This is a genomic window from Arenibacter troitsensis, assembly GCF_900177645.1.
In the GTDB taxonomy this organism is placed as follows: Bacteria; Bacteroidota; Bacteroidia; order Flavobacteriales; family Flavobacteriaceae; genus Arenibacter; species Arenibacter troitsensis.
This window is the reverse complement of record NZ_FXAO01000006.1, coordinates 94,228-119,146: the sequence shown is the minus strand read 5'-3', so window position 1 is coordinate 119,146 and position 24,919 is coordinate 94,228. Positions and strand designations below refer to the sequence as shown.

The 24,919-nt window shown below is 39.1% G+C and carries 13 protein-coding genes; 5 read left to right on the top strand and 8 right to left on the bottom strand.

Features of this window, described 5'->3' with window-relative positions; genetic code table 11:
- The first annotated feature begins 96 nt into the window (after positions 1–96).
- A complete protein-coding gene (locus B9Y87_RS14500; RefSeq protein WP_085499698.1) occupies positions 97–2,796 on the top strand; it encodes a glycoside hydrolase family 78 protein in 2,700 nt (899 codons plus the stop codon).
- A gap of 115 nt (positions 2,797–2,911) precedes the next feature.
- Here the strand turns inward: B9Y87_RS14500 and B9Y87_RS14495 are convergent, their stop codons facing one another.
- From B9Y87_RS14495 to B9Y87_RS14460, 8 genes are all read right to left on the bottom strand, one after another.
- Positions 2,912–4,612: a GMC oxidoreductase gene (locus B9Y87_RS14495; RefSeq protein WP_085499697.1), complete on the bottom strand. Its 1,701-nt coding sequence runs from the start codon at positions 4,610–4,612 to the stop codon at positions 2,912–2,914.
- A gap of 308 nt (positions 4,613–4,920) precedes the next feature.
- Positions 4,921–6,678, bottom strand: coding sequence for a sulfatase-like hydrolase/transferase (locus tag B9Y87_RS14490; RefSeq protein ID WP_085499696.1), 1,758 nt, complete (start codon positions 6,676–6,678; stop codon positions 4,921–4,923).
- 45 nt (positions 6,679–6,723) lie between these two features.
- Complete coding sequence (locus B9Y87_RS14485) at positions 6,724–7,092, bottom strand: hypothetical protein (protein ID WP_085499695.1); 369 nt, start codon at positions 7,090–7,092, stop codon at positions 6,724–6,726.
- Positions 7,093–7,103: 11 nt separating this feature from the next.
- A complete protein-coding gene (locus B9Y87_RS14480; RefSeq protein ID WP_085499694.1) occupies positions 7,104–8,066 on the bottom strand; it encodes a ThuA domain-containing protein in 963 nt (320 codons plus the stop codon).
- 39 nt (positions 8,067–8,105) lie between these two features.
- Entirely contained in the window at positions 8,106–10,127 is a 2,022-nt protein-coding gene (locus tag B9Y87_RS21965) for a hypothetical protein (protein ID WP_176225641.1), read from the bottom strand.
- A gap of 409 nt (positions 10,128–10,536) precedes the next feature.
- Positions 10,537–12,120, bottom strand: a complete 1,584-nt coding sequence (locus tag B9Y87_RS14470; RefSeq protein ID WP_085499693.1) for a RagB/SusD family nutrient uptake outer membrane protein — start codon at positions 12,118–12,120, stop codon at positions 10,537–10,539.
- An 11-nt stretch (positions 12,121–12,131) separates the two neighbouring features.
- On the bottom strand, positions 12,132–15,182 hold the full coding sequence (locus tag B9Y87_RS14465; protein ID WP_085499692.1) for a SusC/RagA family TonB-linked outer membrane protein: 3,051 nt from the start codon (positions 15,180–15,182) through the stop codon (positions 12,132–12,134).
- Positions 15,183–16,037: 855 nt separating this feature from the next.
- Positions 16,038–17,246: a site-specific integrase gene (locus B9Y87_RS14460; protein ID WP_085499691.1), complete on the bottom strand. Its 1,209-nt coding sequence runs from the start codon at positions 17,244–17,246 to the stop codon at positions 16,038–16,040.
- A gap of 942 nt (positions 17,247–18,188) precedes the next feature.
- On the opposite strand from B9Y87_RS14460, the gene B9Y87_RS14455 reads away from it, so the two are divergent.
- From B9Y87_RS14455 to B9Y87_RS14440, 4 genes are all read left to right on the top strand, one after another.
- The gene (locus tag B9Y87_RS14455) at positions 18,189–18,992 is read left to right on the top strand and encodes an IclR family transcriptional regulator (protein WP_085499690.1); all 804 of its coding nucleotides are present in this window, start codon (positions 18,189–18,191) and stop codon (positions 18,990–18,992) included.
- A 201-nt stretch (positions 18,993–19,193) separates the two neighbouring features.
- Positions 19,194–22,328 carry a SusC/RagA family TonB-linked outer membrane protein gene (locus B9Y87_RS14450; RefSeq protein ID WP_085499689.1) on the top strand — a complete coding sequence of 1,045 codons (3,135 nt, stop codon included), beginning with the start codon at positions 19,194–19,196 and terminating at the stop codon, positions 22,326–22,328.
- Positions 22,329–22,338: 10 nt separating this feature from the next.
- Positions 22,339–23,817: a RagB/SusD family nutrient uptake outer membrane protein gene (locus B9Y87_RS14445; protein ID WP_085499688.1), complete on the top strand. Its 1,479-nt coding sequence runs from the start codon at positions 22,339–22,341 to the stop codon at positions 23,815–23,817.
- A 293-nt stretch (positions 23,818–24,110) separates the two neighbouring features.
- Entirely contained in the window at positions 24,111–24,896 is a 786-nt protein-coding gene (locus B9Y87_RS14440; RefSeq protein ID WP_085499687.1) for an NHL repeat-containing protein, read from the top strand.
- The last annotated feature ends 23 nt before the right edge of the window (positions 24,897–24,919 follow it).

Here is a 24,919-nt window from a genome sequence, read left to right as displayed (position 1 = left end):
TATAATAATATCAACTACTAAACAATTACTATCTTGAGAACAACAATTCAACGAGTTACACTTATACTTCTTCTATGTATAATCACTTCTTTTTCGATGAAGAAGGCAGAATTAATAAACCTGGTCACCGAATATAAAATAAACCCCATAGGGATTGATGTGCTTAAACCAAGGTTGGGTTGGCAATTAAATTCGGGCGAACGAAATTTAATGCAAACCGCCTACGAAATTAGGGTGGCCAATTCTAAGAAAGATCTGGAAAGCGGAAAAAATCTTATCTGGTCTTCGCAAAAAGTTGAAAGCGACCAATCTGTGAATGTGGTTTATGGCGGACCTGCGCTTACCTCCATGCAACGCGTATATTGGCAGGTAAGGATCTGGGACAATAAAAACCGTGCTACCTCTTGGAGTAGCCCAGCGTTTTGGGAAATGGGTATTTTGGATAGGTCACTATGGACGGCATCATATATTGCCATGGACGATATTACCACTGAAAAGAAATCGCATCCTTCCCAGTATTTTAGAACTGAGTTCAAAACCAAAAAAGCAATTAAATCTGCCAAAGTCCAGGTTACTTCCTTAGGTGTCTACGAATTATATTTGAACGGGGAAAAAGTGGGCAACGATCTTTTTACTCCAGGATATACCACTTATAATAAAAGGCTTCAGTATCAAACCTATGATGTAACTGAAATGTTACAAGGCAATAACGCTATAGGAGCCATTGTGGGAGATGGTTGGTACCGCGGTAATATTGGTTGGAAAGGCGACTATGCCTTTTATGGTAAACAACTTGCATTATTGGTACAGCTTAACATCAATTATACCGATGGTACCAATGAGACCATTGTGAGCAACGGGGATTGGAAGGCTTCCTATGGCCCCATTTTGGAATCTGATATGTACAACGGGGAGAAATATGATGCCCGACTTGAAATGGACGGTTGGGCCCAAAGTGGATTTGATGACAACAAGTGGACAAAGGTCCAAATCCTTGACCATTCCAAGGAAATATTGGTGGCTCCCCAAGGTCCTCCTGTAAAGGCCATTGAGGAAATTAAACCCAAAAAGTTGATTACGACCCCTAAAGGGGAAATTGTATTGGATCTAGGTCAGAATATTGTTGGATGGGCACGAATGCGGGTAAGAGGTAACAAAGGTGACCGTGTTACCCTAAAATTTGCCGAAGTACTGGATAAAGATGGTAACTTTTATACCAAGAACCTCCGTGCCGCTGAGGCGACCGACATTTACACCTTGAAAGGTGATGGAGAGGAAATATTTGAACCCCATTTTACATCCCACGGATTCCGATATATTCAGGTAATAGATTACCCGGGCACCTTAAGTCTGGATGATATTACGGGGATAGTCATTCATTCCGATATTGCTCCTACTGGAAGCTTTACGACCTCAGACCCTATGATCAATCAACTACAAAGCAATATTCAATGGGGGCAAAAAGATAATTTCTTGGATATCCCTACCGATTGTCCTCAACGCGATGAACGGGCGGGTTGGACAGGGGATGCCCAGGTATTTAGTATGACCGCTGCCTATAATTTTGATGTGGCCGCCTTTTATATCAAGTGGCTAAAAGATTTAGCCCTGGACCAACACGAAAACGGGTCGGTAACCAATGTAGTTCCGGATATACTTACTGGAGGTGAAGGCGTAAGTGCCCAAGGTGGGGCCACCGGATGGGCCGATGCTGCCGTAATTATTCCATGGACCGTATACCAATCCTATGGCGACAAAAGAATTTTGGAAGAACAATATGAAAGTATGAAAGCCTGGGTAAATTTTATGGCCGTAAAATCAGGTGAAGATTACCTATGGAACGACCCCAAGCACTGGCACTGGGGCGATTGGTTGGCCTATAACGCGGATAAGCCCGATTACAATGGTTCGGTTACCGAGAAAGATTTGATCGCGACCGCCTATGCCTATTATTCCACAACACTTTTAGCCAAAATAGCCGCCATTATTGGTAAAACGGAAGATGTAGGCAAGTATAAGGAACAGGCCGTAAATATAAAGAAAGCCTTTATACAAGAGTATATTACCCCCAACGGTCGCTTGGTATCCCATACGCAAACGGCTTATGCCATGGCCATTTCCTTCGATTTGATTCCTGAAGGTTTAATTGAAAAATCGGCGGCATATTTTGCAGCGGATATAGAGAAATTCGGCCACTTGACCACTGGATTTTTAGGTACCCCCTTACTCTGTACTACACTCTCTAAAATAGGTCGCGACGATTTGGCCTTTATGTTGTTAAATAGAAAGGAATTCCCTTCTTGGCTTTATCCCATTACGATGGGAGCCACTACCATTTGGGAGCGTTGGGATACGCAGAAACCCGATGGCACCATTATAGAGGGCATGAACAGCTTTAATCACTATTCGTACGGCGCTATTGGGGAATGGCTATATACCCATGTGGGCGGATTAAGAATTGACCCTAAGAACCCGGGATACAAGCATATCATTTTTGACCCGCACCCAGGTGGAGGTTTGACTTCTGCAGATGCTGAATTTTTGTCCCTTTACGGAAAAATAAAATCCGCTTGGGAAATTAAGGATGGAAAATTTCATTATGAAGTTGTGATTCCGTCCAATACCACGGCCAGTGTTACTTTACCAAAAGCCACCCCGGATAGCATTCTGATCAATAACAGCAAGCTGAAATCAGATTTGTTAAAAACATTGAAGCAAACGGATGAAGGTGTACAATTGGAATTGGGCTCGGGTACCTACCAATTTAGCTATCCTTCAGGAAAGTTAAAACTTTAGCACCAGTAGCATATGATTACACAAAAACCCCGACAATTGGTCGGGGTTTTTCAATTTAGGCATTGTCCAAAGTTGAAATGGCAATAAGCGCTTAAAATAAACTTAATCTTTTAGATTATAAATTCATTTTTTTCAGCTCTGTAACCGCATGATTTGCCGCTCTTGCCGTTAAGGCCATATAGGTCAAGGAAGGGTTTTGGCAGCCTGCAGAGGTCATACAAGCACCATCAGTTACATATACATTGGGTACTTCATGAAGTTGATTATATTTATTTAAGACCGAAGTCTTAGGGTCTCTGCCCATTCTAGCAGTTCCCATCTCGTGTATTCCTCCACCCATATAGGATTCCCTATGGTTGGCCCTTACCTCTTTAAAACCGGCATTTTCCAGCATTTCCTGCGCTTGTTCTATCCAATCTTTTTTCATACGCTTCTCATTTTCCTTAAACTCTGCATCAAATACAATAGTGGGCAGGCCAAACTTATCCAGTTTGTCATAATCGAGATACATATGGTTCTCGTGGTACGGCAATACTTCTCCGAAGCCCCCTAGATTAATTCGCCATTCTCCTGGTTGAAACACGGCCTCCTTAAATTCCTTTCCATAGGCATACTCCGGGATGAACGTACTAAAATCACTACGGCCGGCACTACCTTGATAGCCATATCCCCGTATGAAATCTAATTTTTTGGAAGAATTATTTACGTTTCTAAACCTAGGAATATAAAATCCGTTAGGTCTTCGTCCTTTGTAATACTTATCATCGTATCCTTCAATTTTTCCATTGGCGCCCCCGCCCAGTTGATGGTCCATAATGTTGTGGCCCAATTCCCCACTAGCATTGCCCATTCCGTTCGGGAAAGCCTCTGATTTGGATTGCATCAATATGGCCGTGGAGGCCATGGACGAGGCACATAGAAATACAATTTTAGATCTAAATTCCATCACTTCCTTAGTGTTGGCATCGATTATTCTAACCCCTGTAGCTCTCTTTTTATCCTTGTCATATAGTACCTCGGATACGATGGAATCTGGCCTTATGGTCATATTTCCAGTGGCTTCGGCCATGGGTATTGTTGACGAATTTGAACTGAAGTAGGCACCATAAGGGCAGCCTCGTTTGCATCGGTTTCTGTACTGACAACTAATCCTTCCTGCCCCGGGTTTTGTGCCTTCGGTAATATGTGCCACTCTCCCGATAGTTAAAACACGATCATCATAATTTTCTGAAATACCTTTTTTCAAATGTTCTTCAACACAGTTCAACTCCATAGGCTTTAAGAATACACTATCGGGCAAATGAGGTAGCCCTAAAGCTTCACCACTAACACCAATATGTTTTTCTACATGGGCATACCAGGGCTCAATATCTTTGTAACGTATGGGCCAATCAACCCCAATGCCATCCTTGGCATTGGCTTCAAAATCCAAATCTGACCAACGATAGGTTTGTTTTCCCCATATCAGGGACCGGCCACCTACCTGTGTACCTCTAATCCAATCGAAACGTTTTGCTTCGGCATAATCATATTCCGAATCGTCATTAAAGAAATGCCGGGTAGTCTCATCAAAGCCCCAACGGGATTGTTTTGGGTATTTTGCCTTTATATTTGCAGGGGTCTCCCCGGCATTGGGCAGATCCCAAGGATCAAGGTTCATAGTGGGATAGTCCTGCACGTGTTTTACCATTCTTCCACGTTCCAAAACCAAGGTTTTAAGACCGTTCTCGCATAGCTCCTTTGCAGCCCAGCCGCCACTTATTCCTGTTCCTACTACAATGGCGTCAAAAGTATTTGTATTCGATTCTACTGACATTCTCTTTAATTAAATGTTATATGTATGGACCTGTTACAGTTTAAATTCACTAGTAATAGGTAATTTAATCAATATTTTAATTGTTTATCATACCCGCAAAGAAGTTTGGTATGAAAAGCGTTTCAATATAGCATACAAAATAAAAAAGCGCATCCTGCTCTGTACTGCTATGACGGGTTATACTTTATTTGAATGATGTGGGTTCCTAACTTAATTTCCAAGTTAGGGCTTAAAGAAATCACGCTGCTATTGAAATAGGGTTTTACAGATGAACATAGAATTGCCTGAACTACATATGGTCCTATGTTTTACTCAATTTTTGTTTCCACTATTTCACTGGGCACAAATCCAATCCTATAAGCTTGAGCGATTAGAACACTTCCCGCAGGAACCTCAAATGGTTTTTGATAAACCGACCATACTTTTGGGGTAGTGCCATCCTTATCTATTATTTTATACCCTATAGAAGCTCCATCAGTAGCACATTCAAGTGTTGTTTTATTGTTGGATGAGGTTATGTTGGGTGCTGAAGTTATTGGTTGGGTTTTGGCACCATTCCAAAGATTGGCTATCAATTCTGCTTCAGGAAGGTTGGGCACATCCCCAATTTCATTTAGCCACCGATCCATTTCGGCTCGTAATTCTTCCATTTTTGAACTATAATCCGGGTTTTGTGCCAAATTATGTAATTCATGGGGATCGTTAATGCAATCATACAATTCTTCCGGATCCTTCTGTTCCCTAAACCAAAGTGCTTGTATGCTATCCAAATTCCCTTCATCGCGCAAACGCAACAATTCCTGCATGGTAGGAATCCTTTCCCTATATTCCACTGGTAAATAATATCCTTGTTCCGGCCTATAATTTCTAATATACTTAAATTGGTCATCGCGAACGGCACGGATGGCATCGGTAAATCCGTCAAAACGATCCGCTGCACCATGAATATATTTGCGCTCGTTTAAAGCCTTATATTCCCCTAAAAACGCCTGTCCTTGCATATAGGGGGGAGGCTCAATTCCTATAAGGGATAAAAGGGTAGGGGCAAAATCTACAAAACTGAGCAGTTGGGTATCTTTTGTCCCTGCAAGTTGTTTTTTTGGAAACCTTATGATCATTGGGGTGTTTAAACCGGAATCATAGATCAACCGCTTTTCCCTGGGCAGGGGTCCGCCATGGTCACCATAGAAAAAGATGATAGTATTTTCCAATAGCCCCTCCTCCTCCAACTGCTTTAATACGGCCCCGACCTGCTTGTCCATTTCCGCCACATTATTGTATAGCTTCCACATATCCCTCCGTACTTTGGGAGTATCCGGAAGGTATGGGGGAATATCAAACTCTGTATCTTTTGGCAAATGTATTGGCGTTTCCTCTTCTGCCATACGATTTCCATCCCATTTGTAAGATCTATCCCCCTCGTGATAATGCCTTGTTTCTATATTCCTAAAACCATAGGGCTCAAAAAGTCCCGACTCATGTGTTTCCGTAAAATTGAACACTGAAAAGAAGGGTTGATTTTCATCACGATTGCGCCAATGGGCATAGGGACTACTTTCGTCCCAGGCTGTTTTAGGGGCTTCAAATTGATAATCTTCCTTATAATTATTGGAGCAGTAATAACCGTTCATACGAAGTAGTTCACTAACCATACGGGCTTGAGGTGGGGGTACTGCCCCGTATGAGGGCAACCCGGTAACCTCGGTATAGGACGTGGTGCGCATATGGTTTGCCCCAATACTGGAAGGGTACATCCCCATTATAATGGCAGCCCTACTGGGAGCGCAAACTCCTGAAGTAGAATACAAATTTGGATATACCACACCTTCTGCAGCCAAGCGACTTAAATTAGGTGTCACAATAGTGGAATCACCAAAAGACGGAATGTAGGGTCCCATATCTTCTGTTACCAACCACAAAATATTGGGTTGCTCCCCCAATTGGATCGGGCTTGCTATTGCAATTTCTTTTTCACTATTCTTGGGCCCTGTTTGGCAACCGACCATCAGTATTCCTACCAAGTAAATAATTACTGAAGGCCTAGTATTTGTTTTGAATAAATTCATCTTATCCGTCTGTATTAAGTTCTCAGTTAATTGTTGTTTTAAGTACTATTGGAGCCCAGCTTCGTTTTTAATCCAATCATGAAATTCCAAAATAGGACGAATATTAATGTCCTGCATAAAGCAATCCCCATCCACTTTGGCCACTTTAAATATACCCATTGAATCTCCATGTCCTATGGAGGCTTTATTTTTACCACGTTCATCCTGTTTATAGTTCTGTGGAAGGCTTTTTACTGAAGGTTCATTTATGCCGGTCCACACTATCCATTGCGATAGGGTTCGGCCCAAAAGGGGTATCCATTCATTATATTTCAATTTTTTTATGGGAAGGTCGATATCAATTTGTCCAAAAGGATTAGGACTGGTATTGGAGATTAAAAAAGCTACATCTATAGTTGTTGTTAAATACTGCACAGCATACTCGTTTAATGGTTGGCAAGCTTAAATGTTCGTTGCCTAGGTTCTTGTGCTGTTGGAAAATCGATTGGGATGACTTGCGATACCTTACCCGATGCAGCCCATTCCGTTCCCCGCAAAAAGGAAACGATAAACCCAACATTTTCAAAAGAATCGGTATCGTGGCCCAAAGCGTTGTGAAATATACGTCCCTTGCCATATTTTATGGTCATAAGCACAGGTTCTTGACGGTCCGTAGGGGCATTTTCACTTAAGTCCTTACCGGTGGCCAATACCGTCATATTTTCGGCCGGACCACGTAATTTGGCATAACATTCATCAATACCGGTCATCCACACCTTGGGCATACCCTTGGTTATTGGATGGTCTATATGTTGAACGGTAACTGGAAAATGGTGTCTGTCCCCATGGGCACCGGCCGCTCCCTCGCTTGTGTCGATCACCTTATTGCCCACATTGTCATAATAAACATAAGGGCCGTCTTTTTCGGTCCTATCTCCCCAACCCCCTAAGCCTATCATCTTATTATAGGCCTCCCATTCTGGAAAGGAGTTGTTGGCGGCATGGACACTTACAAATCCGCCTCCATTTTGTATATAGACTTCGAACGATTTTTGGGTTTCCATGGGCCATGGAGCTGCCTTCCATCCGAAGTTGGATATGACCACATCATACTTTTCAAAATCAGGACTAAATGCCGGGTCTGTTTTGGGTTGTTCCAATATTTCACTTTTTCCAGTTTTTGCAAGGGGTAAATAATCCGTTTCCCGTTCTGCCTTCCACAGGTATTGGGTACGTTGGATATCAACCTCAAAAAGGCCTGTTTCTTCTAGATATTGCTTCATCATAATGGTAGATTTGGGCCAAACAAGATGATTGTTTTGACCGTCAACGATAAGCACTTTCATTTTACTTTGTGCGGTAATCGATAGAGATAATAGTAGTAGGAGGTAAGTGAGGTATAATTTCATGGCATTGCTAATATATTAGGGTTATAAGGTAATGTTTGTTCAATGATCTTTGGAATTTTCAATAAAGTACAACAATATTTTTTTAATATCATTAACGGTGCCCAAAGTAAGACCGCCATTGGTGGCCCCTGTAATCCAATACAATACCATACCGGCATCTGAACAGTCCCACTTTCCTTTTTGAAATGTAACGACATCGTCAACCTCTGCAATTTTTCCTTGTATCCAGACCCATTGCACTCTAGGATCCGGGTGGTTTTTTGCCCAATCCCATTCCGGTAATGCTACTTTTAAGTTTGTGTTTTGGTCCGGGATGCGAACTTCTTCAACCCCAAAATCCAATATTTGCTGCCACGTATAAAAATCACCGGCATCATCATTTGCCGGGTGATGTGTTATCACTTTTACATATTTGTGTTTGGATTTTTTCGATGCTGCCAATGCCATTCCAATAATATCCGGCTCACCAGCTTCAATAATCCATAAGGGATCTTCTTTGGAAGAAGCATTAATGGCTGCACTCAGATCCTTAACAGTTTTCTCTTTTTGCCATTTTGCATCCAAGAAAGTTAGTCCATCAAAACCACCCCAGCGTCTAGCGGTTACATCGCAGGCAGCTTGCATCAATGCATGTCTTTCCTTTTCAGCCGCTTCTGAAATCCTGTTGTCACCTGCCAAATCACAACTGTGTGAATAATGAACCAGTCTATTTTCCAGTCCCGAAGCCCGTAGTAAAGCAATTGAAACTGCGGTTCCGCCAAGGTCATCCGGGTCTGGCGAATTGCCATCGGCCACAATGGCAATACGTCCCATTGGAGGTTTAATGGTTAATTTTGTTATTTCCGTTTCTTCAGGAGATGGGTCAAATGGTGTTTGCTGTACTTCTTTTCCTTTCCCCACGGGAGTGAAAATTATTCCAGACCAGCGGCCTCTTGCCCACTCTTTACCATCCTCACTTCCAATTATCGACTTTACTGAAATTTTGTCTCCTTTTTTTAGGCTAACGTTTTCCCACAATGCATTATAATTTTTACCCTCTTCAAATATTTTCTTGGCCAATGGAGGGGAATATGACCCTAGTTCTTTGTCATTAATGCGTATCGTAAACTTTGATCGTCCATCATTTTCACCTACGGCAACCAACAAAATGTCATAATTGGCACTTTTAAAATTAAAGGTGGTAGTTGTTTGGGCTTCTTTATTTTTTTCTGGTTCTATGGCGAGCCATTTACCGTCTGCATCCCTATAAAAACCGGTTTCACCAATTGGAAAATCATCCACAGGTAGTGTCTTGTTCTCTAAAACGGTGGAGGAAATGGTCTGGAAGTAAGTTGTCACGGGTAACGAAGCTGACACTGCGGTCCCTTGTTCTTTTGGGATATAATCAATGTCGTTTGTCATGAGAAATTTGTCAAATACAAAACCGTCCTCACGCATACTAAACTGAATATCGTGTATACCACTTTTCTCGATGTTCAAATAAATTTTATTAGGTACCCCACAATGCACGTCTTTTGTTCTTTGCTTACTTTCCCAAGTCCATTTATTCTTGCCTTCGCACCATTGCATTCTTTGCCCATGGACAGGCCACTCATTATTTAATCCGACATGTATGCTGTTATCTTCGCTACCCGTACTGAATGCCCTTGCCCAAATATAATAACGCCCTGGATTATTTATTTTTACTTTATAATGAACTATGGCTGCTTTTCCTGGGTCATTGGAGAAGTTTTCCCCATGTATCAGTTTATCAGAATGGTTGATCCTGGTATCGGGCAATATTTCAATATAAGCATTATTGCTGGCACTATTTAAAGGATTTTCCTCAACATCTTGACCCAGCTGTGGGGATTCCAATTTTGAAGTTCTGTACCATTGTCTCTTTTCATAATTACTTTGCTTGTAAAAGTATTCTGCTTCAATAATTACGAGGCCTTCTTTTTCTTCATAATTATTTTCTTCACCTACAACGGGTTGCGTAAATTCGGATTTTTGGGCGTTTAAGACTAAACTAGTTGCACTCAGAACTGTAGTTAATATGAACAGGGTTTTAGTTTTCATCTTTCAAAAGTATGTCTCATTATATAAAATTCATTCAAAGGAGGCGAGGTAAAAATGGATTTGGGAAAGTTATTCCAACTTTGCGTATTATCTATCCTGTACCATCCAGTTTCGGTTTTGCAAAGGAAAAAATACACTTCCAGTGCTGTGATAAATAGAAGACAAAATCTATTAGCTTATCCCTGTCGCCATGGTTAAAAGTTCAACCTGTGCATCTCCAAAACGTACATGATATATAGTGTCTTAATATTATCTTGGAGGTCGAATAGGCCATTTGACCTTAATTGAATAGGGTGAAAAAAATGGGGCAAAATAACTTTTTGCCCCACCTCACCAACTAATTCAAACTAACCAAAAATTTATATTTCCAAACCGAATAATGCTTGGGAAACATTATTATTTGTACCTCCTAACGATATCCATTGTTCGTTGGGTCAGCATCCAATAAAGCCGGATTTAATTCCAGTTCTTGCAAGGGAATGGGCAATAATACATGATACGGTTTAATGTTTTCATTTGGTTTCCAGAATCGGTATTCTAGATTTTGTACAACATTCAAGAGAATCCCCCATCTAATTAAATCATATCTTCTAAAGCATTCACCAGCCAGTTCCCATTTACGTTCGTCATAAATGGCTTCCCTAAACTCTTGCTGACTAAGACCAACCAGTTCCCACTCTGCTTGGGTATTATATGCACGTTGTCTAATGGGGTGAATATACTGATATGCGTTAGCCGGACCATTAATTTCGTTTTCACATTCTGCAGCCATTAAATAAACATCGGCCAAACGAAAAACAAGTCTGTTGTCCGAATGGTTGAATCGCGGGGAGTTATTCACATCCAAATTCCAAAATTTGGGCATATAAGGAAAATTCAATTCAAAGCCTAAATAGGTGTCCGCAATATTCAAAGGCCTCCTTAAGTCGTTCAAGGGAAACTTTTCAGCAAAATCCTTAGAAGCTACTTGGAGACCGGTTCCATTAAATGCTTCACCTCGTTCATTTAGTGCTGCCGCCAAGGCACTTCGTTCACTTGAGTTCTTGGGCTCATCCCTTAAACGGGGGCTAAACATACTAGGTCTCCAGTTACCATTACCAAATGCGGCCGGCAGTGTGCCGTCTTCACGAACCGTACCTTCTTCAAACTGACTTCTGATATCTTTTGCAAAATCCAAGGACCAAATAATCTCGGAATTATATTCATTGGAAGGATCAAATACTTCCGCATAGGTTGGTAAAAGTGAATGTGGGGATTGATTTATAATTTGTATGCATTTGTCCAATCCAGGCTGCCACTTTTTTTGCTGCATATAAATTTTAGCTTCTATTATTGCCGCTGCCCATTTGGAAGCCCTACCACTTTGATTCCCAGTATAAGAATCCTGCAAATTGGCTTGGGCAAATTGTAGGTCTGCCAAAACACCATTTACTATAGTTTCCTTATCGGTTCTTCCCAGTACCCTAACTTCATCTATTGTTAGTGGTTCTGTATAATAGGGAGCTGCACCCCAAAGGTTGGTGATATGCCAATAACACAAAGCACGTATAAATGTAGTTTCGGCAATAATATCTATTTGTGCATCCTGACTTATAGCGGTATTGCCAGTAACCCTATCTATTATAATATTTGCACTGAAAATGATTCTATAAAGATCCTTCCAAGTATCTGAAACACTCATTTTTTGAACGGATACATCTGCCAAAGCCTCGTTCATTGAATAATTTCCTATGGGTTCTACGAAATTTGCAGAACGGTTAGGTTCAATAATGTCAGCTCCATTGTCATAAAAGTGGTCAAGTCCTACCTGTCCATAAATGGAATTATTCTTTAAAATACCATATATACCATTTACCGCTTGTCTTGCGTCATTTTCTGAAGCAAAAAAGGTTTCTGGGGCAATAAGGGCTCTAGGTTCTTCTTCCAAAAACTTCTCACAACCAAGGAAGGAGAAAATCATCAAAATGTATAAAAATATGTTTCTTGTTTTCATCTGTGTTTTTATTAAAAGGTTACGTTTAGACCAACTGTCAACACTCGTGGATTAGGATATTCACCATCAGAATAACCTTGAGCTATATTACCTAAGCCATTTCTTCCGAAATTACTTGTTTCTGGATCTATCAATCTAAAATTGGAGAATAGCAGTAAATTACTTCCGGAAATATATAGACTCATGTTTTTTACACTGTCTCCCCAACCCATTTTTTCTACAGGAAAATTATAGGCTATTCTTGCTGTTTTAAGGCGTAAATGCGATCCGTCCTCTACATATTCCGAGTTACTAGGAGTGTTTGTTACGGAATCTGCCCCTGCCCTGGGAATGTCAGAAGTAGGGTTGTCTAGAGTCCAGCGATTTCGTAAATCTCCAAATTTTGTAGTTTCCCCTCTATTAAAATAATGGTTCCGAGTTCTTAAATTGAACACTTCATTTCCCGTAGTACCTTGAAAGTAAAATGAAAAGTCCAAATTCTTATAGGAAAAGGAATTTTCGAAGCCATAGATCAGATCTGGTGTGGGATCTCCTAGAACAACATTATCTTCTGTAGATATTATCCCATCTCCGTTTAAATCCTCAAACCTGGATCCACCTACTACTTGGGGATCCGTTAAACCTGAAGCGTCGATCTCTTCTTGACTCTTCCACGTTCCCAAATACCTAACTCCTGTAAAGACAGGTACAGGTTCACCTACAATTAAGCGCGTGTTCCCCGAACCCAATATTGCATCTACAGTAACATCAATAAAATCTACCCCGCCAAGATCTAATATTTTGTTCTTGTTGGACGACAATGTTAAAGTGGTTTTCCAGTTAAAGTTGGCATTGGATATATTGGTTGAGTTTACTAAAAGCTCCCATCCTTTATTTTCTAAGGATCCAACGTTTTGCAATTGGCTGGTAAACCCTGTTTGCCTAGGGATGGTAACATCCAATAACAGGTCATTGGTCTCTTTTTGGTAATAGTTGAATTCCGTAAAAAGCTTACCGCCAAACATGGATGCTTCCAATGCTATATCCAGAGAAGTAGTTGTTTCCCATTTTAATTTAGGATTTGAAGGTCTTCCCAATGTTAAACCTGGTACTTCAGCACCATTGAGAGAAGTGTTGGCCTCTGTGAGTAAACCTAGCGTCCTGTAAGGCCCAATGGCTTGATTACCGGATTTACCGTAGCTGGCACGAAGTTTTAAATCGTGAAAAAAGCTCTGGTCCTGCATAAAGGCCTCTTCGCTGATTTTCCAAGCTCCTGCTATGGACGGGTAGAATTCATATTTGTTGCCTTCTGCAAATACCGAACTACCATCTGTTCTACCTACCAAGGTAAGTAGGTATTTGTCCTTATAACTATAATTTAGCCTTCCAAAAAACGATGCTACTTGAAAGCCGTCATAGTCACTACTTACTACTGATCTGGTAGGGTCAGAAAAACCCAGGTTGTTAAAACCTGTAGCATCACTGGTAATACCAAAAGCTTCTGCTTCTGCAACTTCTGTATATACTTTTTGAAATGAAGCACCAGCAAGTGCCGTCACGTTATGATTTTCACCCAAATCCGATTGATATTGTACAGTATTTTCATTGTTCCAACCAGTGCTGGCAACGGTGCGTACACTAGCCCTGCCAAGGTCGCCTACTTCCAATAGATCCGGACTTTGGCTAGAGATAAATCTGTTTTGTTTGATGTTGTTAAATTCCGGACTAAATGTTGATCGTATCATCCACTTCTTCCATGGACTATACTCTAAATAAACCGTTGCCAATAAATTATTGGTGAATGTCTCATTCGTATTCAACTGTGCATTTGCTATTGGATTGGACCATGGTGCACCAATAACTTCATCAAATCCATTAAATGTGCCATCTTCATTATAAATTGGTTGTGTTGGAAGGTTGGCGAAAACATTTCCAAAACCAACAACACCGTTATCTTGATTGATTCTGGAATAGTTGATACGGAAACCTGTTTTCAATTTATCACTTAACCTCAGATCCAAGTTTGATCTGAAAATATATTTTTCAATACCAGAACTTATGATTAGTCCATCTTGGTTGAAATAGTTTAATGAATTGTAATAATTGACATTGCCGTTTTCTGAAGTACCGGCTATAGAAACATCTGCATTATAAATTGGTGATGGACCCATTAACAACTCATACCAATCGTTGTTGGGATAGGTAGATGGATCATTGGGAAATGGTAATGCCGCAGATCTAAACTGTGCACTTTCGTTTGTGAAAGCTATTTGTTCTGCTTGAGAGAGCATATCTGGTTGCTCTGGTACCATTTGCATACTGGTGTACAGGTTTACACTTACCTGAGGTTTTCCCACCCCGGCACCGGCACCATTTTTGGTGGTTACCAGAACTACACCATTCGCACCTCTGGAACCGTAAATGGCAATAGAAGAGGCATCTTTCAATATTTCTATGGATTTAATGTCGTTGGCGTTAATGTTGTTCAAGTTGAAATTGGTTCCAACAACAATACCATCAATGACCCAGAGTGGTTCGTTACTTCCTGTAATGGAATTACCACCCCTTACCCTAATAACTGTACCTGCGCCTGGCGCACCACTAGTTTGTGTTACTTGAACACCGGCAGCCCTACCCTGTAAAACCTGATCCACCCTAGAAGATGGAACTTGGGTAATATCTTCAGAGCTTACGGAGGCTACAGAACCTGTTAGGTCGGATTTCCGCTGGGTACCATAACCAATTACCACCACTTCGTCCAAGGCTTGAGTGTCTTCAAGTAGGGTAACGTTTACTGTGGCCCTATTACCAACGGTCTCTTCTAGGGTCTGATATCCTAGGTAAGAGAATACGAGAATTCTGGCGCCATCAGTAAGGTTTATAGAATAATTGCCATCAAAATCGGTGACAACCCCATTTGTGGTCCCCTTCTGAACGATATTCACCCCAGGTATCGGCATGCCGTCCGATGCCTTTACCGTACCCGAAACACCGGGGTCTTGGGCTATTGCAGAATAGCTGTAAAGGCTTAACGCAAATAGTGCGAAAAGCAACTTCGATTGTTTTAAAATCTTTTTTTTCATGTTTTATGAGTTTAGTTTAGTAATTATTGATCTAGATAAATTTGGTGGATTTGTCAGTAAGAACTATTGTAGTCCAAACGCCTTTGTCTAGAATCGTCAATGGATTTTAACCTTTGATTTACAACAAGATTAAAGTCTAAAATTTGGAGGCCTATCCTGTACTGTGCTGTTAATTTCCGGTTTTGTACGATTTTACTCTTTTAATGAATTTTTGTCCACCTAAGATTTAATGCCATGTTTATATTAGGTTATTTTATGATGTAAGAAAACGATTGATTGTTCAGTATCGAAACTTGATATGTGACGGAAATATGTAGGTTTTGTTCGCGATAGAATTATGGTCTTTGATTTTTAAAGTAAAAACGTAAAAGCGCGTTGAAATACTCACTACATCTATTGGCTTATAACAAGCCCTGAAAATTTTGAAGGATAAACAAATTTCAATGGAACACTGTGCAGAAAGTTATTCTGGTTCGGTAACGTATTAATAATTAAAGGTGTGCTGTTTTCTATGTTCCATAAATTTAGAGACATTAATGGATTTCTCTACTGGACACTTGAAATATTCAAAAAACCCAGGGCTAGTTTACGGTTACCACTTTATAACTTTCTATCATTGTTGGACCGCGCAATTTTTTAATTTGGGACTTGTCAATTGTAATAGACAGTAAATATGGAAATAAACCTTTGAGTATACAGATAATTGGGCCAAGGCGGAAGCATTAGAACGTTATGCAAATGAAATTTAAAACCAAACTGTTTCAAACAATCAAATAAATATAAATTCCATTCAGTACTTGTAATGAATAAAAAAAAGTGATAAACAGGTTGAATTCTCTAACCGTCATAAATCGGTCAAAGCAGCAAAGCCGCCGCATCGTCAAGTACGGTACTGCCCAATTCTTTTAAATATACTTGGGTAGTAGTTAAGTCTTTATGCCCCAGTGATTCGCCGATAACATCTGTAGCTACTCCTTTTTGTTTTAAACAATTGGCAAAACTATGTCGGGCCACATAGCTGGACAAGGATTTGTTTATCCCACAGAGGCTGGCTATTTCCTTTAAGTCTCGATTATATTTGGCTAGGGTCTTCTTTTTGCGATTATCAATTTGGGCCGGAGTTAGACCATCCTTTAAAAGTATGGGAAACACGTATTTAGTAGGCAACGAATGTTGTTTATAATAATTGAGGATTTCTTGTACTGGCGGAAGGATAGTAATAACAAACCTGCCCTTGGTTTTATTTCGAATATAAGAAATGGTGGTTGCATCAACATCTTGCCATTTGAGAACCATCATATCCGTATAATTCATTCCTCGGGTATAAAAGCTGAACACAAAATAATTTTTGGCATCCTCTAAATGTGGATATTGGGAAGTGTCAAAGTTGATGATTTTAGTTACCTGATCAAAGTCCAATGCCTTTTTGATACCCTGACCCTTTAGTTTTGATATCTTATAGGTTTTGAATGGATGGTTGGTGTCTTTTATGATGTTCCGTTCAATTGCCTTATTGTACAACGCTCTTAATGTGCGTTGTTTTATACTGATTCCGCCATCTGTTCCACCTCGAGAGCGGAGCCATGCTTCATATTTATTTAAGAAGGTATTTGTAATTTCCTGAAACCTTATTTTTTTAAATTTGCAAAACTGTTTTATAGATTTCATGGTTTCTTCATACATGGTAGCATTTCCCATCCTACCTGCCAGTTTCATTTCTGAGATTATCTCCTCCCAAAAAGGAAATACATAATCATTTTCCGGATTGTTATCTACTCGGAAACGTTTACTAAAATCGTCAAGATTAAAATACTCTTTTTCCATCTGAAGATCGGAATATACTTTTAAGGCACGATCCTTAAATTTGAGCAACAATCTATTATTTTGAATGTAATTTGAATTCTTGCTGTTAAAACAACCGGAAGAATAATTCCACTCAAGTTCGGTTGATCTAAATATGGTGTAAAAATATTTTGTTTTTCTATTTTTGGTCACCCTTAGACATACTGGAAAGGTGCCATCAGAAAATACTTTTTTTCTTAAAACTGTTTTGATACTTGCCATAACAATTCAATAATGGGTACAACATAGGTACAACAAATGGACACTTAAAGTTATATATAATGAAACTGGTTGCAAAACATAAAAACATAAAATACTGATAATCAGATTATAAGAAAATAAATAGTGTTATATGAAAAGGCAATTTAATCGCCTGTCACGCAGGGGGTCGCGGGTTCGAGTCCCGTCCGGACCGCTTAGTAAACAAAGGCCTTCAAGAGATTGAAGGCTTTTTTTTTTCGCCTTAAAATTACTAATTACGCGCACTTTCGGCTCACTTTTTTGGCATATTGTGGAAATAAAATATTATGACAATGTACATAAATAATTAATATTCAATTAGTTATTGTGATTATTGGAATGAGTTGAAGTTGGATTTCAGAAATTTAAAAGCAAGGGGTCATTAGTTTTAACTCTGTCTTTATTAAAAATGAAAAAATATCTCATTTTTTCATTTGGACCATGATTTAAAGTGTTATCATTTCAAATGATATCTTTTGGGTTCGTTTTATTTCAAAGTGTAATTCTGTTGGAAAAGAATGTTTTTGCAGTTTAGGGCATTGTGATTTATGTATGGTAATCTAATACTACCATGAATGTAGACCTGCAATCAATATTGCAAAGATTGTCGGACAATATTCAGAAGAAGCGAATCTAAATTTGAGGACTACGTTTAAGGATTATACATTTTTTCAATGGTCCAAGGATTACAATTTCACTTCTAAATGAAATTCCAAGAGGAAAACCGTTAATCTTAAAAAATGCCTTAATTTTATAACCGGGTATTTTGAACTAAATGGTTTTTGAATTTTCTTGTTAATTTGTCATTAAATTTCAGTCGGTTATTTTCACCGTTTTCTAATGTTTAAATTATTCTAATTTATAAATAGGCTTGATTCAGTTAATAGGGCTGTTGAGTTTACTCCATAAATCAGTTATCGTGTAATGAAAGTAAAAAAGGAAAAAGAAGAAAATAAAGGGTCCAAACATAGTGTTCCCAATTTGGAGCGGGCCCTTAAAATATTGGAGTTGCTTACGAAATATCCTGAAGGGTTGAATATTACGGATATAAGCAATCATTTGGATATACCTATGAATAGTACATTTAGGATAACTTCTACCTTGTTGGATTTTGGGTATCTTTATAGGAACGAGGGCTCAAAGGCTTTTACAATTACCGGTAAATTGTTGTCGCTAGGATATTCTGTGTTGAATGAGCAAACCTTAATTGAAAAATCTATCGATGTTATGCGATTATTAAGAGATGATATTAAGGAAACGGTATTGTTGGGAATAATGGTCAATCATGAGGGAATAGTATTGGAATTAATACCAGGTTTGCATTCTATAAAATTTTGGGTAGATATTGGTACCGTTTTTCCTTCGAATGTTGCGGCCCCTAGTAAAGCTATGATTGCCTTTATGCCACCTAATCAGCAGAAGGAAATATTGGATAAAATGGATTTTAAGAAGTATACAAAGCAGACAATTACCAACATTTCTGACTATAAAAAGATATTAAAAGAAGTTCGAACCATTGGTTTTTCTACGGACAGGGGAGAGGAAGTTACCGGAGTCCATTGTATCGGAGCTCCAATTTTTAATAGAAATGGTTCCCCTATCGCGGCAATATGGGTTACTGGCCCCGAGGAAAGGTTACCGGAAAAATCATTTAATGCAATAGGTGTGAAAGTTAAGGAGCATGCTAAGTTGATATCGGAGCGTTTTGGCTTTTATTCTGAGTTATAACTAGGGAATTAGAATATATTCTATTTAGGTAAAAGGAGTTTTCAGACTTGAGAAAACTCCTTTTTTTATTTTCTTAATTTAAACCCCATTATTTTAAGGTATAATTTGTTTTTTATTAAAATATTAAAGTTTTATCAGTAACTACTTGTTTGTAAAATTAATTATTCTATATTTGGAATAAATAACCATATATAGAATAATATGAAAAATAAAATGTTACATGTTTTTGCCTTGTTGTTCCTGTGCAGTAGCTTGGCAAATAGAGTCCATGGAAAGGTCGGAGGGAATCCTTTGTTGGAGCCTGATTATTTATCAAATAGTCAGATAGTTGTTACGGGACAGGTGTTTTCAAAAGCTGATGGTAGCCTGCTCCCAGGAGTGAACATTGTTGAGAAAGGAACTACCAACGGAGTTGTGACCGACTTTGATGGTAACTTTTCCATTAATGTCAATGATGGTAATGCGGTTTTGGTAATTTCCTATATTGGCCATGCAACTTTGGAAGTTCCTATAAACGGAAAGACATCAGTGACCGTTTCTTTAGTAGAGAGTGCTACAGGGTTGGATGAGGTCATAGTGTTGGGCTATGGTTCGGCCAAAAAAAGTGATTTAACGGGTTCGGTTGGTCAAGTGAGTGGTGCCGAATTGACAAAGTCTTCAGGAGCAGTACTTCAACAGGCATTGCAAGGAAAAGTGGCCGGTGCTCAAATTACTCAAACAAGCGGTTCACCGGGAGCTGATTTACGAGTAAGAATCAGGGGCAGTAACTCTGTCTATTACGGGAATGATCCATTGTATGTTATAGATGGGGTCCCTGTGTCGGACGGATCACTTTCGTATATCAACCCGAATGATGTAGAATCAATATCTGTACTTAAGGATGCTTCAGCCACAGCTATTTACGGAGCTAGAGGGGCTAATGGCGTTGTCATGGTAACAACCAAAAAAGGTAAGGAAGGAGCTACTGAGGTAAGTATTGATTATTACTCTGGTGTTCAAACTGTGGCCAAAACACTCGATGTGCTAAATGCTGAAGAATGGGCTACCACTGCAAGATTATTTTGGACTCGGTTTCGTAATGGAGGTCTGCTTAGCCGTGCATTTTCAGAGGAAGAAATAGCCAACATGGGTGAAGGAACCAATTGGCAGGATGAAATTTATAGAACTGCGCCAATCCAAAATTATGATATAAGCGTGCGTGGAGGAAATGACAAAACGAAATTTTTTGTGTCGGGAAATTATTTCGACCAACAGGGAATTGCCATAAACTCCAGGTTCCAGAAAGGAACTTTAAGGGTAAATTTGGATCACACCATTAATGAGAAATTCTCAATTGGTCTACACTTAACACCTAGTTTTATTGTAAATAAACCTATAGATTCTGATATCATTTATCAGGGAATTGTTCAAAACCCTGTACTACCTGTAAGAAAAGATGATGGTTCATATACGTCACAAGCTCAAATTTGGAGGACAACCGGTGTTTATATGTCCCCAGAGCATCAAAATCCAGTACAAATGGCATATGAAAGAAAAAATATAGTCGAGCGTAGTCGTTTATTAAGTGATTTGTCCATAAATTATAATATACTTACTGGTCTAAGTTATAAGTCAACATTTGGCTTATATCTTGACAATAGGACGGGTAGTTCCTTTACTCCTTCATATTTTGAATCTGAAATAACTAGAGGGTCAAATGGTTCGGCGAATCGTAATCAAACTAGCAAATTCAATTGGCTACATGAGAGTGTTTTAAATTATAATAAAGATTTTAGCAATCATCATTTAGATGTTACTGCAGGATTCTCCGCCCAATCGGACAGGGATGATTATTTTTCTACTACCACATGGGAGTTTGCAAATAATAGTACCGGTTATTACAATTTAGGTGCAGGCAATGAGCCTCAGAACCCAAGTTCATATAGGAATCGGTCCTCATTAACTTCAGTACTTGGTAGGGTGAATTATAGTTTTGATCAAAAATATCTATTAACTGTTTCAGGGAGGTATGACGGGTCAAGTAGATTTGGAGGTAATAATCAGTTCGGGTTTTTTCCATCCGCCGCTTTGGCATGGAGGGTAAATCAAGAATCTTTTTTAGAAGATGTGGAGTTTATAAGTAATATGAAATTAAGGGTAAGCGCGGGACGAACAGGTAATCAAAGCATTCCACTCTATCAAAATGTTCAAACCTATGGTATAGGTTCACCAGTAATTTTTGGAAATGCTGAATATACTAGCATAGTACCAGGTTCCTTAGTAAACAATGATTTACGTTGGGAAAAAACTGATCAATTTGATTTAGGATTGGATTTAGGATTTTTTGGTTGGGACAGCAATTTCGATTTCACTGTAGACTATTATTATAAGAAGACTACGGATCTTTTATTAAATGTCCAAATTCCTAGGCAAGGCGGGTATTCATCACTTTTGAAAAATATCGGAAGTGTGGAGAACCAAGGACTGGAATTGTCAACAGGTTTGGATCTTAATTTGGGAGAGGTACGTTGGAACATAAACGGGAACATCTCCTTTAATAGAAACAAGGTCCTTCAGCTTTCTGGTTCAGATAAATATTTTGGAAGTAGTATTAACCAGCGTAGAGTTGGGGTTGTTCAGAAAAATGGAGGTGCTGCCAGTGTTGTAATGGAAGGGCAGCCTTTAGGCGTTTTTTGGGGCAATATTTTTGACGGATTATGGCAAACCCAAGAAGAGTATGATAATGGACATATGGCCAATGATTCCAATTCAGGACCCGGCTTTGAAAACTGGCGGGATATCGATGGGAATGGTGTCTTTGAAGAGGGTATAGATGAAACGGTTATAGGCGATCCAAATCCGGATTACACCTTTTCTCTTTCAAGTGATTTAATGTATAAGGATTTTGATTTTGGGTTTTCTTTTTATGGTACTCAGGGGAATGACATTCTAAATGCCTATAAAATTGAAGGGCTATCTCAGGTGAACAATCAAAATGTAATCTCCTTGCTAAAGGAGGCTTGGAACGGCCCAGGTACCGGCAACCTAATTCCGATTGTAGATAGACCAGCCGGTCGTAGTGGAACATATCCAAATAGGGCGGCAACTAATTACATAGAGGACGGATCTTTTATCCGATTGCAAAATGTCACCTTGGGCTATACCTTTAAGAATTTGAGCTTTTTGAAAAATGCAAGACTTTATGTCACTGGGGAAAACCTATTTGTAGTGACCGGTTATTCAGGATATGACCCTGAAGTCAATTCAAGAGGAAATGACAATACTGTGCTAGGCGTAGATGATGGTGTATATCCTAAAGCTAGAACAATTCGAATTGGTGCACAATTAAAATTCTAATATTAAAATTATGAAAAATATTTATAAAACAATCTTAGGTTTATCCATAATTACATTAATTAATTACTCCTGTTCCGATTTTCTAGATGAGGCTCCTTTTTCTAGTATTAGTAGTGAAAATTTCTATAATACCAAAGACGATGCCAGTGCGGGTTTAAATGCCGTATATGCAGGATTTAGAAGTTATTATGGTTCGGATATTTTCCAACATGGTGACGTTTCAGCCAATTTAGCTTCTAGCGGAGAGGGTACCGGCGGTATTAATGAATTGGATATTAATCCTACTCAATTTCAGGGTACTTGGGGCAATCTATATAGAACGATAAATTATGCAAATACATTGATCGAGAATATAGCGCCAATAGAAATGGATGAAAATTTAAAAACGCGGTATATTTCTGAAGCCAAGGTACTTAGGGCTATGACGTATTTTATTTTGGTTCAGTCTTTTGGCGATGTACCATTGATAACTAGGCCTACAACGGACGAAGAAAACAATTATCTTCCGAGAACTGATAAGGAGCAAATTTATAATTTTATTATCGGGGATATGACCGAGTATATGGAGCATTTGCCAACGGAATATTCTTCAAGTGATATAGGTAGGGTGACAAAAGGAGCCGTCCAGTCTCTTTTAGCAAGGATTCATTTATTTCGCAAGGATTTTCCAGCGGCTAGGGATATGGCTTTAGAGGTGATCAATTCAGAAATTTACGGTTTGGAAACCAGTTTAATGGATCTATATGATGTTGATAAAGAGAATGGAAAAGAGCATATTTTTTCTATTCAATATACAGCCGGGACTAGGGTGCCGAGTACTCTTACACAGATTTACGCCTCTAGAAACCCCGTTATTATTACCGGAGGAATTGGTCAACTGGCAGGAGCATCAATAGCAGCGGAACGGGATTTTTATGAAAGTTTCCCCGATCATTATCGAAAGAAGGTTATTTTGCTTGACTCTATTCCCGATCCTTTTTGGCCACAAATTATTCCAGAAAATGGGTCTGGAACTGGAAAGTTACAGGTGGGCCCAAGTTGTATGAAATTTTACGACCCCAATTTGGAAGCTATTTCGGACGGAGACGCCAATTGGCCGGTTATTCGATATGCTGAGGTTGTATTAATTTTTGCAGAGGCTGAAAATGAAGTCAATGGCCCAACTACTGACGCTTATGATGCCATAAATTCTATCCGAAAAAGAGCCAGGGATTCCAATGGGGATGGTATAGATGACCCGAACGATTTACTTGAGTTACCTGATTTGGAGGGTCTTTCTAAAGATCAATTTAGGGAAGCCGTATGGAGGGAACGGGAATTGGAACTTTGTTTTGAAGGGCATCAGCGTTGGGATTTGTTAAGACAAGAACGCTTTATTGAGGCAATGACTTCAAATGGCAAGAATGTTCAGGAAAAACATAAATTGTTTCCTATTCCTATGCTGGAAATTGCGGCCAATCCAAATTTGACACAAAATCCAGGTTACTAAACCTTTTTATAGATTAATTTGAAATATTGTCCTGGCCAAGTTATTTTCTTCCAGGCCAGGACATTATCTATGATTAGATATATAGGACTTTTCCATTTGGTGTGCAACATTGTAAGTGTTTATTTGACCCGACTTTTGGTTCCGATCGGTCCTAATTATAGTTTAAAATAAAATATACACCTAAAAGGATAGGTTTTGGGAATGGCAATCTTATTGGAAATATTGGATCTGCCTTTTAGAAATTCTTACTTCCAGTTATTTTTTGAGCTGGAGTAAATGGTATAATAAGACAAATGAAAAAATTTGATAGAGAATTCATTGTTGCGGAGCATGACCATAGGCATAATAGAATTATTCATTTTGCCAATGGCAGGTTGATAAAATCATTTAGTGTAGACCTTCCACTCGACATGGATTTGTTGCGGAATGGAAATCTATTACTTAGTTCCAATAGGGCCATTATTGAAATCGATAAAAATTGGGAAGAAGTCTGGAAATTGGAGTCTGCCCGTCTAGCCTTTTTTTCTTGTCACGAAATGCGGAACGGAAATATCTTATTTGGTGATGCGTCCAAAGCCATGATTTTAGAAGTTGATCGAAACAAAAAAGTAATTAGATCCTTCGATTTTCCATATGTGAAGGAACCTTGTGATTACTTGTATGCTTTTAGACTAATACGTGAGGTAGCCGATAACAGAATTTTAATTGCATGTTATAGTTTGAAAAAGTTGGCCGTATTTGACTGGGACGGGAAAGTTCATTGGGAATGTGATTTGCCAGGGAGTCCTTATATGCCGGTTCAACTCGGCAATAGTAATATTTTGGTCAGTCTCGGTGAAAATGGAAAAATAGTAGAGATTAATAGCTCTAAGGAAATAGTTTGGGAGTATGATATGGTAAGGGATAATCAGCTGTCGTTAGGGTGGATTGCCGGTATTTCGGTTTTGGAGAATGGGAATATAGTCTATTCTGATTCAAAATATGATCGACTAATAGAAATAACCCATGATAAAGGTTTAGTGAGTATTTATAAAGATAGAAATGTACTCCTTCATCCTTCGACCCATATTATTTTGTAGCATGGTATAAGTGGTTGAATACG

What these genes read in the sequence shown, in the direction of transcription:
- B9Y87_RS14500 (WP_085499698.1), top strand. Translation starts at nt 97, where the DNA reads ATGAAGAAGGCAGAATTAATAAACCTGGTCACCGAATATAAAATAAAC.
- B9Y87_RS14495 (WP_085499697.1), bottom strand. Translation starts at nt 4,612, where the DNA reads ATGTCAGTAGAATCGAATACAAATACTTTTGACGCCATTGTAGTAGGA.
- B9Y87_RS14490 (WP_085499696.1), bottom strand. Translation starts at nt 6,678, where the DNA reads ATGAATTTATTCAAAACAAATACTAGGCCTTCAGTAATTATTTACTTG.
- B9Y87_RS14480 (WP_085499694.1), bottom strand. Translation starts at nt 8,066, where the DNA reads ATGAAATTATACCTCACTTACCTCCTACTACTATTATCTCTATCGATT.
- B9Y87_RS21965 (WP_176225641.1), bottom strand. Translation starts at nt 10,127, where the DNA reads ATGAAAACTAAAACCCTGTTCATATTAACTACAGTTCTGAGTGCAACT.
- B9Y87_RS14470 (WP_085499693.1), bottom strand. Translation starts at nt 12,120, where the DNA reads ATGAAAACAAGAAACATATTTTTATACATTTTGATGATTTTCTCCTTC.
- B9Y87_RS14465 (WP_085499692.1), bottom strand. Translation starts at nt 15,182, where the DNA reads ATGAAAAAAAAGATTTTAAAACAATCGAAGTTGCTTTTCGCACTATTT.
- B9Y87_RS14460 (WP_085499691.1), bottom strand. Translation starts at nt 17,246, where the DNA reads ATGGCAAGTATCAAAACAGTTTTAAGAAAAAAAGTATTTTCTGATGGC.
- B9Y87_RS14455 (WP_085499690.1), top strand. Translation starts at nt 18,189, where the DNA reads ATGAAAGTAAAAAAGGAAAAAGAAGAAAATAAAGGGTCCAAACATAGT.
- B9Y87_RS14450 (WP_085499689.1), top strand. Translation starts at nt 19,194, where the DNA reads ATGAAAAATAAAATGTTACATGTTTTTGCCTTGTTGTTCCTGTGCAGT.
- B9Y87_RS14445 (WP_085499688.1), top strand. Translation starts at nt 22,339, where the DNA reads ATGAAAAATATTTATAAAACAATCTTAGGTTTATCCATAATTACATTA.
- B9Y87_RS14440 (WP_085499687.1), top strand. Translation starts at nt 24,111, where the DNA reads ATGAAAAAATTTGATAGAGAATTCATTGTTGCGGAGCATGACCATAGG.